Source organism: Roseomonas fluvialis (assembly GCF_022846615.1).
Lineage (GTDB): Bacteria > Pseudomonadota > Alphaproteobacteria > Acetobacterales > Acetobacteraceae > Neoroseomonas > Neoroseomonas fluvialis.
On record NZ_AP025637.1, the window covers coordinates 4665691 to 4679408 of the forward strand.

Sequence of the window (13718 nt, forward strand, 5' to 3'; positions counted from 1 at the left end):
GAATCAGCGAAGAATGCCGGCTTCGCGGTAGAACCGCTCGGCGCCGGGATGGAACGGGACCACGCCGCGACCCTGCAGCGCATTCTCGCGCACGATCTCGCGCCCCTTGGCATGGCCGCGGTCGAGCAGCCCGCGCGTCGTGTCCGACCACAGCGCGCGCGTGATGTTGTACACGAGGTCGTCCGGCAGGCTGTCGCGCACCACCAGCACGGCGCCGACGGTCAGCGTCGGCACGTCCTCGGTCAGGCCTTCATAGGCGGTGCGCGGAATGACGCCGCGGCCGTAGAAGGGCGCGCGTTCGATCACGCGGGCGGCCTCGGCTTCCGGCACCGGCAGGAAGCGGCAGCCGGTGCGCGAGCAGAATTCGGTGAAGGCCGCCGCCGGATAGCCGACCACCGTGATGGTGGCGTCCAGCCCGCGGTCCTGCATGCGCTCGGTGCCCTGGGCCTGGTTCAGGTATTCGGCGGTGAAGCCCTGGCCCGCCGTGAGGCCATAGGCCGACAGGATCAGCTCGGAACCGATGCGCGCGCCCGAGGCCTGCAGGCCGATCGCAATGCGCTTGCCGCGCAGGTCGGAGAAGGTCTGGATCGGGCTGTCGCGGCGCACCGCCGCGTGGATGTGCTCGGGGAACAGGTGGCCGACGAAGCGGATGCGGTTCTGCGCCGGGCGGCCCTGGAACAGGCCGGTCGCGGTATAGGCCCAGTGGGTCACGTCGGACTGGGCGAAGCCGGCCTCGGCATTGCCGGCCTGCACCATCGCCACGTTCTGCACGCTGCCCTGCGTGGCCTGCGCGACGGCCACCATGCCCGGGATGCCATCGGTCGCGCCGGCCGTGTTGCACGCCGCGCCGGGCGGGCAGGACAAGGCATTCGCGATGATGCCGCCGATCGGATAATAGGTGCCGCCCGCGCTGCCCGTGCCGATGCGGAAGAATTGCGGCGCTTGCGCGAAGGCGGCGCCCGGTAGGGCAATGGCGGCCGCGGTGGCGGCGGCAAGAATGCTGCGGCGGTACGTCATGGCACGTCTCCCGGTTCGTTAAGCGGCGAGAGACTATCCTGAAGCGGCGAGGGCGGGAAACCCGCCCTGGTCAGAAGGATCCGCCGGTGCGGAATCCGCCGCCCGAATCGCTCTTGCCGCCGGTCCGGAAATCGCCGCCAGTCGTACCGCCGCCAGTGCCCCAGGCGCCGCCCTTCGGCCCGGCGCTGCCCGCCTGCTTGCCACCGCGGTCCCAATAGGGCGCGGCATCCTCGCCGCCCCACCAGCCACCACTTGGCTGCGGGTTGGTGTGCCACGGCCCCGGCGCCGGCTTTCCCCAGGGCCCCGGTAGCGAGTTGCCCCAGGGGCCGGGATGCGCCGTGCCCTGCGTACGATCCGGCACGCGCTGCCGTTCCATCCGGTCCCAGAAGCCGTCGCGCGAGAGCGCGCCGCGCAGCACCTCGCTCAGCAGCGCACCCACCAACGCGCCGCTGGCGAAGCCCCATTCGCTGCGCTCGACACCGCGCGTGCGCATATCGGTGCGCAGCGCCTGCATCTCGGTGAAGCGGCGCCGCGCACCCTCGGCCTGCGCCTGCGCATCCGCCAGGTCGCGTTCGATGCGCGCGCGCTCCGCCGCGGCGATTTCGAGTCGCGCGACGATCGCGTCGTCGTCGCGCGTAGGCGTGCGGGCGGCCTCCTCTCGCAGCGTCCGCAGGGACCGCGCGCCGATCGCGGCTTCCAGGGCGCGGATGGCGGCCTGCGAATCGGCATCCTCCCCGGAGGCGAGCGCGCTGCGCTTTGCCTCGGCCGCGGCCAACGCGGCCTGCGCGGCCTCGACGGCATCCTCGGCAGCTTCGAGCGCGTCGATCGGTGGGCGCGCATCGCCCTCGGGCAGGCCGGCGATGACGCGGCGGCGTTCGACCATGGCGCGCACCGCCGCATCGGCCGCGGCACGCATGCGCTGCGCATGCGCCACCATGTTCGGCGGCAGCTCTGACAGCAGCTGGTAGGACCGGCGTGCGGGTTCGAATTCGATCAGCCGCGCGACCCAGCCATCGATCATCGCGACCAGCGGGAAGGCACGGTAGCGCGCCGTGCCGTAGCCGCGATCCCACAGATAGGCGAACAGCGGATCGGCGCGGAAGGGCCGGCCCTTCTCCTCGAAGTCCCGTTCGGCGAAGCCGGACTTCTGCTCGGCATGCTGCGCGGTGCGTTCCGCCTCCTCGGCGGTGGTCGCGAGGCGCCGGTACTCGGCATCCTCGGCCGCCTTTGCATCCGCGGCCCGCAAGGCGGCGGCCTCGGCCTCCTGAAGTGCGCGGTGCCGCACGGCCTCGGCATCGCGCCTGGCCTCCGCGGCCATCAGCACGTCGCGGGCGTCGAGTACCGCGCGCTGCGCGGCTTCGAGTTCGCCCGCGCGCCGGCGCAGGCTGGCCTGCACCTGCGCGCCAGCGGCATCGAGCGCGTCCAGGGCGGATTTTCCGTCCGCCATCTCAAGCACACGCAGGCGCGCCAGGTCGCGCAGCGCGTCGGCTTCCTCGCTGCGCAGGCCCTCGCGCCGCGCCGCGAGCGTGTCGGCCTGGGTCTGCGCGGCGGAGGCCTCGCGCTGCGCCTCCGCCAAGCGCTGGTCCATCTCCTGCAGGACGGCGACGCCGCTCACCATGACTTGACGCCGCTCACCATGACAGGATCGCCCCCCCGTTGGTCTGGACCGTCCAGTTCGTCGCGCTGCTGCCCGCCACCTTCTGGCCGATCACCGGCTGGTCGATGATGCCGTCCGCCAGCTTGTCGCGGCGCACGCGTTCGAATTCGGCTTCCGGCACGCGCAGGCCCCAGCGCGAGACGCGGGCGACGCGACCATCCTCCTCGCTAATGATGGGCACCTCCACCGGGCGTCCGTCGCGGTCCACCGCTTCCACCACCAGGTAGTAGTTGCGCGCGCGCGGATTGGCAGCGGGCACGCGCCACACGGCAGACGGTTCGCCCGGCCGGTTCACGATACGCACGGTGTAGGCGCTCGCGAGCCGCGCGGCGAGGTCGTTCAGCGCGGTGCGACGCGCACGCGCCTCGGTCAGGTTGCCGGCGCGCGCGGCGGCCTCGCCCTCGGCCAACAGTCGCGCAGCCTCCGCGCGCGGCGCCGCCTCCTGCGTGCCGGCGAGCACGCGGTCATGCTCGGCGCGCAGCGCGCGCGGCAGTTCGGTCTCCAATTCGCGGGCGATCGCGGCCGCTTCGCGCGCGCGCGGCGCCGAGACGGTGAAGTGGTACACGCCGAACGCCACGACCAGCACGCCGAAACCCGCCAGCGCGAAACGCCCCCAGCGTGCGCGCGTGGCCCAGGCGGTCGCGACGCTGCGCTTCCAGCCCTCACCCTTCGGCGTATAGGCGAAGCGCTGCTGTTCCAGCGCCGTGATGCCGGCATCGAGCACATGATCCGCGACCTCGATACCCTGGGAGGCATAGATCTCGCGCAGGCGTTCGCGCAGGCGCGCCTGTCGGCCGGGGCCTTCCAGCTCGCGCTCGACCACGCGATCGGCGTGGCGGATCGTGTCCACCACGTCCATCGCGAGCATAGTCTCGTCCAATGCGGGCGCGGGCGCGCCCGCGCGCGTCTCAGCCATTCGTCGCGGCGACCACGGTGGCGCGCTGCGCGAGCTTGGCCATCCGCTGCTTGGCGTCCTCGACCGACCGGCGGATCTCGTCGCTGTTCTGCGTGGCGGCGGTGCGCATCTCGTCGATGATCTCGATCGAACGCTCCTGGTAGTTCACCACCGATTCCACCAGCTTCTTCACCGCGTCCGCCTGGATGGTCGGGCCGTAGCCGGCGCGCAGCGCGGCTTCCTGCACCTTGCCGCCGATCTCGGCCAGCACTTCCAGCGACTGGTTCACGCCGGACTTCATCTGTTCGAGCGTGCGCGTGCTCTCGTGCAGCCCGTGCATGCCGGTGAAGGAGGCCGTCAGCGCCGTCAGCACCGCTTCGTTGGTCGAGAAGAAGGACACCGACTGCTGGTAGACGCGTTCCTTCGCGGTGGTGATCTGCACCAGGCGCGCCATGATCACTTCCGAGGTGTTGTAGGACACCGTCAGGTTGTCCGCGAGGTCCTTGGCGATCTGGTACTTGCCGTCCTCGGCCTGCAGGTGGCGCAGCGCCTCGTCACGGGCGAGCTCCAGCTTGGCGCGCTCGGCGGGCTCCATCGCCGTGGCGCCCTCGGCTGCGGCCACCGCGGCATCCGTCGCGGCCTTGGCGGTAGCCAGCCGCGCCTCGCCGGACTTCAGCACTTCCAGCGCCAGCACCTCGGCCTGCTTCAGCGCACCGCGGAAGTCGCGATACGCCTCCAGGATGGCGTGCTCGCGGTCGATGTTCTCCTTGGTGTCCTTGGACACTTCCAGATAGGTGTCGCGAATGGTGTTGAAGCGCGAGGCGATGTCGCCGCGCGTCGCCTTCTGCCAGATGTTCGACAGCCGCTCCATGGTGGAGATCTTGCCGTCCTCCATCTGCGCGACCATGCCGCGGGCATCGTCGCGAATGGAGTTGAAGGCGTTGGTGATGGTCTGGTAGCGCTCGCCCACCTCCATCGCCTTGATCTGCTCGCGAACCACCTCGTTGAAATTGGACGCCTGGTTCAGCACGCGGGCGATCAGCGTGACGCGATCCGCATCCACTTCCATGATCTTGGACAGCAGGCCGGTGATGGGGCTTTCCTCGGCATTCTGCGTCGGCATGGGCAGGCCGAGGTCGCGCAAAGCGCCCATCGCCTTGTCGAGGTAGCGCATGGGCTGCACGGTGACGGCGGTTTCGCTCATGCTGGCTGGTCTCCTGGCCGGGCGTTCCTGGTGCCCCACCTTATCCCGTCCAGGCGGGTCGAGTCAGCCGGTCATCGTGCAGCGCCCGGCCCGTCCGCCGGCGGCCGCCCATCAGGACAGCGTATAGGCCGCGCCGGACCGCTCGCAGATGCCCCGGATCAACGCAGCGAGCGTCGCCGGAACCGGGATGCCGTCGCGCAGGCGCCGCTGGCGCTCGGCTTCCTCGGGATCGCCCGCCACAAGCACCGGCTTCGACGCGTCGGCAGCGGGTGTCGCATGCAGCACGTCGATCACATCGTCCAGGTCGTCCTCGAAGTCGCCCGGCGCGCGGAAGGCGGCGGGGTCGATCGCCATGAAGAAATGGCCGATATCGTCCGGGTCGCCCGGCTTCTGCGTGCGGTTGCGAATCGGCGAGAAGGAGGAGCCGACCAGCGTGCCGCCGAGGATGTGCACCATCATCGCCAGGCCGTAGCCCTTCGCGCTCGCCATCTCGGCGGTGCCGCCCAGGGGCGACAGCCCGCCATCCGGCCGGTTGAACACGATGTCGAAGCCCTGCTTCGGGTCGGTGACCGGCTGGCCCTTGGCGTCCAGCACCCAGCCGGCGGGAAGTGGGCGGTCGTTCAGGTCATGCACCTTCACCTTGCCGGCCGCCGTCGTCGTCGTTGCCATGTCCAGCACGAAGGGCGGATGGCGCTTCGCCGGTGCGGCAAAGGCAATCGGGTTGGTGCCGAGCACCGGTGCCGCGCCACGCGTCGGCACCATGGTCACGCCGCGCGTCGCCGACGTGACCATGCCGATGGCGCCGCGCCGCGCGGCGATGCGCGCATAGACGCCCGCCGCGCCGAAATGATGCGAGTTGCGCACGCCGACGATGCCGACGCCGGCCTCCTTCGCCTTGTCCACCGCCAGGTTCATCCCGAAGGCCGAGACCGGATGGCCGAGGCCCGCGCCGCCATCGACCAGCGCCGTGCAGGCATTCTGCTTCTCGATGCGCGGGCGCGCCTGGAGGTTCAGCGAACCGTCCTTCACGCGCTTCTCGTAGGTCATCAGCATCGAGATGCCGTGGCTGTCCACGCCGAGCAGGTCGGTCTCGATCATCGCCTCGACGGTGGTAGCGAGCAGGTCGGGGGCCATGCCCCAGGATTGCAGGATGGCCTCGATCTGCGCGCGCACGCGCTCATGCGGAACATTCACGGATTCAGGCGCCTTCGCGGATGACGGGGTTGGTCAGGTGGCCGAGGCCGGTGATCTCGATGTCCACCACGTCGCCATGCCTGAGGTCGGGCGAGGATCCGTCCGTGCCCCACCAGATGATGTCGCCCGGATACAGCGTGACGTTGCGCGTCATGGTCGCCATGAACTTCGCCACGCCGAACAGCATGTGGTTGGTGTGGAAGCGCGTGGTGATGTTGCCGTTCAGGCGCACGATGGTCTCGGCGGCATCGAGGTTGAAGTCGGTCTCGATCCAAGGGCCCATCGGCTTGAAGGTGTCGGTGTTCTTGGACCGCCAGAAGGTACGGTCCGCCTTCTGCCAGGTGCGCTCGCTGACATCATTGCCGATGGTCCAGCCGAGCAGGCAGTCGAGCGCGTTCTCCTCGGTCAGGTGCTTGGCCTTCTTGCCCACCACGGCGACGAGTTCGCCCTCGTAGTGCACCTTCTCGGTGGCATCGGCGGGGATGACGATAGTCTCGCCATGCGCGATCAGTGCGTTCGCCGCGCGATAGCCCATGTCGGGCTTGGTCGGGATGTTCGGCACCTCGCCGCGCTTCGCCGCACCTTCCTTGACGTGGTCTACATAGTTCAGGCCGGCGCAATAGAAGGTCGGCGGGATGACCGGTACCTCGATCTTCACGGCCGCTAGGTCGTGCCAGCGCGAGGTCGCCTCGTGGCCGCGGAACGGGTCGCCGGCGACTTCGGCGATGCGGTCGCCTTCCAGGATGCCGTAGGCGGTGCGGCCCTCGGCCGTGAAGCGGATCCAGCGCATCAGGCGGCCAGCGCCTGCTGGATGAAGCCGGGCTGGAACACCTTGTCGGCCATGACCTGGCAGCGCTTCATCAGCCGATGCTCGTCTGGACCGTAGTCCGGGATGGCGTTGTGCAGCGTGCCGATATTGTCCCAGATCAGCAGATCGCCCTCGGTCCATTGATGCGTGTGCAGGAAGCGGTCCTGTAGCTGGTGCTCGAACAGGGCTTCGAGCACGCGATCGCTCTCGGCCTCGTCCAGCTCATTGATCTGCACCGCGTAGCCGGGGTTGCAGTAGAGCACCTTCCGCCCGGTGACCGGATGCGTGAGGAACACCCGATGCACCGACGGCGGACGCTTGGCGCGTTCCTCGGGCGTCAGCGGCTTGCGGTTGGCGGTGCCGCGCTTGACCATCATGTCCCAGAACTTGTTGAAGTCATGGGTCGCGGTGGCGGTCTCGAGCCGCGCCTTCAGCGCCGGGTCCAGCGCGTCATAGGCGGCATGCATATTGGCGAAGACGGTCGAGCCCAGAACGCGGCCATCACGCCGCGGCACCTTGTGCGCGTTCAGCACGTTCACGAAGCCCATGGTGTCGCGATAGGACATGTCCGTGTGCCAATCCTGCCCGGCATCGGCCAGGCCAATCGGCTTCCCGTCTTCGACGATGTTCGACAGGATGCCGACCTCGGGGACCTGCGGGTCCTGGAACCTGCCGGAGAGCGAGGTCTGGATGGACCCGAAGCGCCGCGAGAAATCCCGCAGCGCCGCCGGTTCCAGCAGCTGGTTCGGGAAGCACAGGACGCCAAATCGCCCGAGCGCGCGCAGGATGGTGGCGAAGTCCGCCGCATCCATCGGGCGTGACAGGTCGATATCGGTGACGCTGGCGCCGAGCACGCCGCTGGTCGGACGGATGGTGGGCATGCGCTTGTCTTCCTTCCGGTGGGTGCGGGAAGCGAAAGCGCAGCGCGCCGGCCGCGGCCGACGCATGACGTTCCTGTCCCGCCGGGGCATGGTGGCCCCGTTGGCGGAAGGCTAGAGCAGATCCCGCTCCGATGAAATCATCTGATCGGGCGCTTATGCTCGTGAAAACAGACGGCTAGACGCGTTGCCGTGAACCGGGGCGAGCGGAAGCGGTTCGACTGCGCGGCGCGCACCGAGGCAATCGACCAGGAAGCGAAGGGACAGGCAGATGACGAAGGCGATCGTGGCGATAGTCGCACAGGGCGCGATGGGCGCGGGGGTTGCGCGCCGCCTGGTCGAGCATGGCGTGACGGTGCTGACCTGCCTCGAAGGCCGCAGCGGCGCGAGCGCCGCGCGCGCCGCCGCCGCAGGCATGATTGCGGTGCCGCGCGCGGACCTCGCGCAGGCCGCTGCCGTCCTGTCGATCCTGCCGCCTGCCGAGGCCCTTGCGACCGCACAGGCGCTGGCGCCGATCCTGGCGGCCGCGCCGGTGCCACCGATCTATGTCGACTGCAACGCGATCAGCCCCGACACCATGGAGCGGCTCGCCGGTCTGGTCGGCGCGCATGGCTTGCCCGTTGTCGATGCCGGGATCATCGGCGGGCCACCGCGTGCGGACTATGCCGGGCCGGTCGTCTATGCCTCGGGCCCCGCCGCGCCCGGCTTCGTCGCGCTGCTGCAGGACCGCGGTATCGACCTGCGGCTGCTCTCCGGGCCGATCGGTGCGGCCTCGGCGCTCAAGATGTCCTATGCCGGCATCACCAAAGGTCTGGTCGCGATCGGCTCCGCGATGATGCTGGCGGCAACGCGCGCCGGCGCCGCCGATGCGCTGCGCAGCGAGATTGCCGCGAGCCAGCCCGCGCTCGCCACCTGGTTCGCACGCATGGTCCCGTCGATGTACGACAAGGCCTATCGCTGGGCGGGCGAGATGCAGGAGATCGCGGACTTCGCGCGCGATGACCCCGCGGCCAGCGCGATCTACGGCGGCGCCTCGTCGCTCTATGCACGCCTGGCCGATCCCGCGGCGGCCGAGGAGATCGCGGCCCTGCGCGCCTTCCTCGACGGTGCCGCGCCGCCGCCGGCATGACCGGCCCGCCGGAGCACAGCGGGAGGACCGCCTTCTTCCGCGATTTTCTACGCCTGGCCGACCCGTTCTGGCGCATCGGGCCGCAGCGCTGGCAGGCGCGCGGCTGGACGCTGGCGCTGGGCCTGCTCGGGGCGGCGCAGGTGGCGCTCGCGATCCGGCTCAATCTGTGGAACGCGGATTTCTTCGATGCGCTCGAACGGCGTTCGATGGACCGCTTCCTGACGCAGATCGGCGTCTTCGCCGCCATTGTCGCCGGCGCCATGCTGACCAACGCCTGCCACATGGTGGCGCGACGGCGCCTCAACATCGCCTGGCGCGCCTGGCTCACGCAGCGCGTCGTGGGCGAATGGATGGAGGAAGCGCGCCACTACCAGATCGCGCAGATCCCCGGCGACCACGACAACGCCGACGGGCGCATCGCCGAGGATATCCGCATCGTCACCGAATACGCGATCGACCTCGCGCACAGCCTGCTCTACGCAATCCTTCTGCTCGTGACGTTCGTCGGGCTGCTCTGGACGCTGTCCGGGCGTGTCACGGTGCTCGGCTTCGACATGCCCGGGCACATGGTGGCGCTGTCCTTCGGCTATGCCGCGGCGGGTTCGGTGGTGGCCTTCCTGCTGGGCCGTCCGCTGGTGCGCGCGACCGACCTGCGGCAGACGCGGGAGGCCGACTTCCGCTTCGGCCTGGTGCGTGCGCGCGAGACCGCGGAGCCCATCGCTCTCGCCCGCGGGGAAGCGCGCGAACGCAGCCGCATCGCCACGCTCTTCGACGGCATCCGCCCGGCCTGGGCGGCGCAGACGCAGGGGCTGTCGCGGCTGACCGGATTCTCCGCCGGCTACCTCACCCTGGCGCCGGTCTTCCCGATCCTGGTGACGACGCCGCGCTACATGGCGGGCACCATCACGCTGGGCGGCGTCATGCAGATCGCGCAGGCCTTCCAGCAGGTGACGGCGGCGCTCTCCTGGCCGGTCGACAACCTGCAGCGCATCGCGGAATGGCGCGCCTCGGTGGAACGCGTCCTATCGCTCGAGGAAGCGGTGCAGGTGGTCAGGGCAGAGGCCGCGCGCGCCGGGCCGGACGCGATCATGCTCGACCGCAGCGCGGGCCGCGGGCTCGGCGCACGGGACTTGTGCGTCGCCGCGCCGGACGGGACGGCGCTGCTGTCCGACATCACGCTGCACGTCGCACCTGGCGAGCGCGTGCTGGTGGACGGCGACCCTGAGGCTGCGCAGGCGCTGTTCCGTGTGCTCGCAGGCATCTGGCCCTGGGGGCGCGGCGTGGTCGACCTGCCGCCCGATGCGGATGTCACGACCATCGGAGAAAAGCCGCACCTGCCCGAGGGCCCGCTGCACGATGCGCTGATCTTTCCCGAGGCAGCCGCCGGGTTCCCCGCCGATCTCGCGGCCGCGGCGCTCGAGGCCGTCGGGCTCGATGCACTCGTGCCCCGGCTCGCGGAGTCGGCCGATTGGGACGGCGCGCTCGGAAGCGTGGAGTTGCAGCGCCTGGCCATCGCGCGCGTGCTGCTGCACCGGCCGCGCTGGATCCTGCTGGGCGACAGCACCACCGCGCTCGAACCGACGGAAGCCGACCGCATGGTCGACCTGATCGCCACCGCCCTGCCGGAATCCGCTCTGCTGGTGCTCGGCCGTCACCCCGGCGCCGCCGAGCGCTTCACGCGCCGGCTGACGCTGCGCCGGTTGCCGGGCGGCGACGTACTGCTGCACGAGATCCACGCGCGCCGCCAGGCGGCCACCCAGCCCCGGCGCCGCCCGCTGCCGCTGGTGGATTGGCTGCGCCGCGGCTACGAGCACCGCGACATGGGCTGATCAGGGCGGGCTTTTCACACCGAGCCGCGTCGCGGTCGCCAGGATGTTCGACCAGGTTTCGTCGGGCAGCGGAACGCCGCCCGCGGTGCGCTCGGCGCGGCGCTGCTGTTCGGGTTCGCCGGGCAGCAGCACCGGCGCGGCAGGGTCCGCCGGGCGACAGGCCGCGATCCAATCGGCATAGGCGAGGCCCATGCGTTCGAATTCGGCCTGCGTGCCGAAGTGGCGCGGCGAGAGGAAGACCGAGAGCATACCGTTGGCGATGCGCCCGCGTCCGCTGACCGGCCCCGAGGTGCCGCCGGCGGTGAGGCAGCCGGCCAGCATCTCGCACATGAAGGCGAGGCCCGAGCCCTTGTGCTCGCCGAAGGCGCGGATCGCGCCCTGCCCGTTCGCCGGGTTGCGCGGCCCGACCGCGTCGTAGGCCCCATAGAGCGTGTGTGGGTCGGTCGAGAGCTGCCCATCGGGTTCGATCAGCGCGCCTTCCGGCAGCTTCTTGCCGCCGCTGGATGCGACCAGCACCTTGCCCTCGGCCACCAGCGACGTCGCGAAATCCAGCACCAGAGGACGACCCGGCAGCGGCACGCCGATCGCGATGGGGTTGGTGGAGAAACGCCGTTCCACGCCGCCGAAGGGGGCGACCAACACGCTGCCCGCGACGTTGACGAAATGCATGGAGATCAGCCCCGCGGCAATCGCCTGTTCCGCGTAGTCACCGACGCGTCCGATATGCCCGGCGTTGCGCAGCGCGGTGACCGACACGCCATGCTGCTGCGCGCGCGCGATGCCGAGTGCGACGGCCTGCGGTGCGACGGTCTGTCCGAAGCCCCACTTGCCGTCGACCAGCGCAAAGGCGCCGCCATCGGTGACGACCTCCGCCGTCTGGCCCTTCACGACGTACCCAGCCTCGAGCCATTCGACGTAGCGCGGCACGCGCACGACGCCGTGGCTGTCGTGCCCGGACAGGTTGGCCCCCACCAAGTGCGTGGCGATGCGGTTCGATTCCGCCCCGTCGCAGCCCGCTGCAAGGAACACGTCGCGCACCAGCCCGGTGAGCGCATCGACAGGAATGTGGTGCATGTGCATCGGCAGTTTCACTGACCTTGGCAGTCAGTTCCCAGGTTTCAGAAAAAGGAGGGGGTTCGGGGGAGTTCCCTCCCCCGACCTTGCCCTACATCGCCGCGATCTTTCTCGCCTGCGGCGCCAGCAGTCGCATGTAGGTGGGCGTCACCAGCATCTCGGTGATGTTGGCGCGTGGCGGCATGGTGACGACGAACAGCGCCATGGCGGCGATGTCCTCGGGCTGCAGCAGGCGCTCGATATCCTCGGCCGGCACGGGTTCGGGGCGGTTCTTGAGGATGTCGGTCGCCACCTCGCCCGGGCAGATGCAGCAGGATCGGATGTCGTGGATCCCGTTCTCCTGGTTGATCGCCTGGCTGAGGGCGACGAAGCCGTGCTTCGCCGCGGTATAGCCCGGCCCCGACAGGAACGAGATGTTCTTGCCCGCCATGGAGGCGACCTGGATCAGGTGCCCGCCGCCGCGCTTGCGCATGCCCGGCAGGACGGCGACCGAGGTCATGAACGGCGCGGTGAGATTGCCATCCACCAGCGTGCGGATCGACTCGGGCGTGAGCTGGTGCAGGTAGCGCTTCGGCAGGTTCGCCCCGGCATTGTTCACCAGGATGTCGGGCCCGCCGATGGAGGATTCCACCTTCGCGAGGGCAGCGGCGACCTGCGTCTCGTTCGTGAGGTCCGCCGGCACGACCACGGCAGCGCCCCCGATCATCGCCGCCGTTTCCTCGAGCGGTGCGGCGCGTCGGCCGGTCAGGGCGACCTTCGCCCCTTCCTGCGCGAACAGGATGGCAATGGCGCGGCCGATGCCGCTGCCCGCGCCGGTGACCCAGGCGGACTTACCCTCGAGGCGCTTCATTCAAATGACCTTGTCGGTGGTGGGGTCGATCAGATGCATCTGGTCCATGTGCGCGATCAGCCGCAGCGGCTGGCCGACTTCGGCCGGCGTCGCGGGATCGAGCCGCGCGGTGAGCTCGGCGCCGTCGAGCTTGAAGTGCGCGAGCGTCTCCATGCCCATGGGTTCGATCACCTCGGGTGTGAGGATCATGGGCGCGGGGTTGGTCTTGTCGGTGGGCTTGTCGTCGGTCAGGTGCTCGGGGCGGATGCCGAAGACCACGTCACGGCCGGCATAGGACCTGTAGCGCGCAGTACGGGCGTCGGGCACGTCCACGCTCATGCCGCCGGGCAGGTGCAGGCGCAACGCGCCTGACATCTCCTCGAGCTTCGCAGGCAGGAAGTTCATCGCGGGCGAGCCGATGAAGCCCGCGACGAAGCGCGTCGCCGGCGTGTGGTACAGCACCTGCGGTGGGCCAACCTGTTCGATCACGCCGTGGTTCATCACCACCACGCGGTCGGCCAGCGTCATCGCCTCGACCTGGTCGTGCGTGACATACACGGTCGTGGTCTTGACCGTCTGGTGCACCTTCTTGATCTCGGTGCGCATCTGCACGCGCAGCTTGGCATCGAGGTTCGACAGGGGTTCGTCGAACAGGAAGACCTTGGGGTCGCGCACGATGGCGCGGCCCATCGCCACGCGCTGGCGCTGCCCGCCCGACAGCGCCTTGGGCTTGCGTTCGAGCAGCGGCGTGATGTCGAGGATGCGCGCGGCTTCCTTCACGCGGCGGTCGATCTCGGCCTTCGGAAACTTCCGCAGCGTCAGCCCGAAGGCCATGTTGTCGTAGACCGACATGTGCGGATAGAGCGCGTAGTTCTGGAACACCATCGCGATGTCGCGGTCGCGCGGCGGGATATCGTTGACGACGGTGCCGCCGATCGCGATCTCGCCGTCGGTGATTTCCTCCAGCCCCGCGATCATCCGCAGCGTGGTGGACTTGCCGCAGCCCGACGGGCCGACCAGCACCACGAATTCATGGTCGGCGATCTCGAGGTCGATGCCCTTGACCGCCTGGACACCGCCCTCATAGGCCTTGATCACCTTGCGAAGCGAAACCTGCGCCATGGAGTGTCCCTATGTTTGAGCCGGCCGATTCACGTCTCCGCGCCATCCTGCGCTCCGACGATCGGACGGCTGTCAGCCCGTC

At 69.8% G+C, this 13718-nt stretch carries 12 protein-coding genes; 2 read left to right on the top strand and 10 right to left on the bottom strand.

Annotation, left to right across the window (positions count from 1 at the left end; genetic code table 11):
- Positions 1-3 precede the first annotated feature (3 nt).
- The 7 genes from MWM08_RS22315 to MWM08_RS22345 form a co-directional block, all read right to left on the bottom strand.
- Positions 4-1017: a TAXI family TRAP transporter solute-binding subunit gene (locus tag MWM08_RS22315; RefSeq protein ID WP_244408704.1), complete on the bottom strand. Its 1014-nt coding sequence runs from the start codon at positions 1015-1017 to the stop codon at positions 4-6.
- Positions 1018-1087: 70 nt separating this feature from the next.
- The gene (locus tag MWM08_RS22320) at positions 1088-2635 is read right to left on the bottom strand and encodes a hypothetical protein (protein WP_244408705.1); all 1548 of its coding nucleotides are present in this window, start codon (positions 2633-2635) and stop codon (positions 1088-1090) included.
- A 13-nt stretch (positions 2636-2648) separates the two neighbouring features.
- Positions 2649-3590, bottom strand: coding sequence for a DUF6384 family protein (locus MWM08_RS22325; protein ID WP_244408706.1), 942 nt, complete (start codon positions 3588-3590; stop codon positions 2649-2651).
- Entirely contained in the window at positions 3583-4773 is a 1191-nt protein-coding gene (locus MWM08_RS22330; RefSeq protein WP_244408707.1) for a hypothetical protein, read from the bottom strand. Before MWM08_RS22330 ends, MWM08_RS22325 begins: the two co-directional genes overlap by 8 nt.
- 111 nt (positions 4774-4884) lie before the next feature.
- Positions 4885-5967: an Ldh family oxidoreductase gene (locus tag MWM08_RS22335; protein WP_244408708.1), complete on the bottom strand. Its 1083-nt coding sequence runs from the start codon at positions 5965-5967 to the stop codon at positions 4885-4887.
- A 4-nt stretch (positions 5968-5971) separates the two neighbouring features.
- Entirely contained in the window at positions 5972-6757 is a 786-nt protein-coding gene (locus MWM08_RS22340; RefSeq protein ID WP_244408709.1) for a fumarylacetoacetate hydrolase family protein, read from the bottom strand.
- The gene (locus tag MWM08_RS22345) at positions 6757-7656 is read right to left on the bottom strand and encodes a TauD/TfdA dioxygenase family protein (protein WP_244408710.1); all 900 of its coding nucleotides are present in this window, start codon (positions 7654-7656) and stop codon (positions 6757-6759) included. Before MWM08_RS22345 ends, MWM08_RS22340 begins: the two co-directional genes overlap by 1 nt.
- Positions 7657-7924: 268 nt before the next feature.
- Here MWM08_RS22345 and MWM08_RS22350 point away from each other — a divergent pair, with 268 nt between their 5' ends.
- Together MWM08_RS22350 and MWM08_RS22355 are read left to right on the top strand one after the other, a co-directional pair.
- Positions 7925-8782, top strand: coding sequence for an NAD(P)-dependent oxidoreductase (locus MWM08_RS22350; RefSeq protein WP_244408711.1), 858 nt, complete (start codon positions 7925-7927; stop codon positions 8780-8782).
- On the top strand, positions 8779-10611 hold the full coding sequence (locus MWM08_RS22355; protein WP_244408712.1) for an ABC transporter ATP-binding protein/permease: 1833 nt from the start codon (positions 8779-8781) through the stop codon (positions 10609-10611). Before MWM08_RS22350 ends, MWM08_RS22355 begins: the two co-directional genes overlap by 4 nt.
- Here MWM08_RS22355 and MWM08_RS22360 read toward each other — a convergent pair whose 3' ends face one another.
- The 3 genes from MWM08_RS22360 to MWM08_RS22370 all read right to left on the bottom strand — a co-directional run bounded on the left by MWM08_RS22360 (position 10612) and on the right by MWM08_RS22370 (position 13636).
- A complete protein-coding gene (locus tag MWM08_RS22360) occupies positions 10612-11685 on the bottom strand; it encodes a malate/lactate/ureidoglycolate dehydrogenase (protein ID WP_244408713.1) in 1074 nt (357 codons plus the stop codon).
- Positions 11686-11776: 91 nt separating this feature from the next.
- Complete coding sequence (locus tag MWM08_RS22365; RefSeq protein WP_244408714.1) at positions 11777-12535, bottom strand: SDR family oxidoreductase; 759 nt, start codon at positions 12533-12535, stop codon at positions 11777-11779.
- The gene (locus tag MWM08_RS22370) at positions 12536-13636 is read right to left on the bottom strand and encodes an ABC transporter ATP-binding protein (protein WP_244408715.1); all 1101 of its coding nucleotides are present in this window, start codon (positions 13634-13636) and stop codon (positions 12536-12538) included.
- Positions 13637-13718 lie beyond the last annotated feature (82 nt).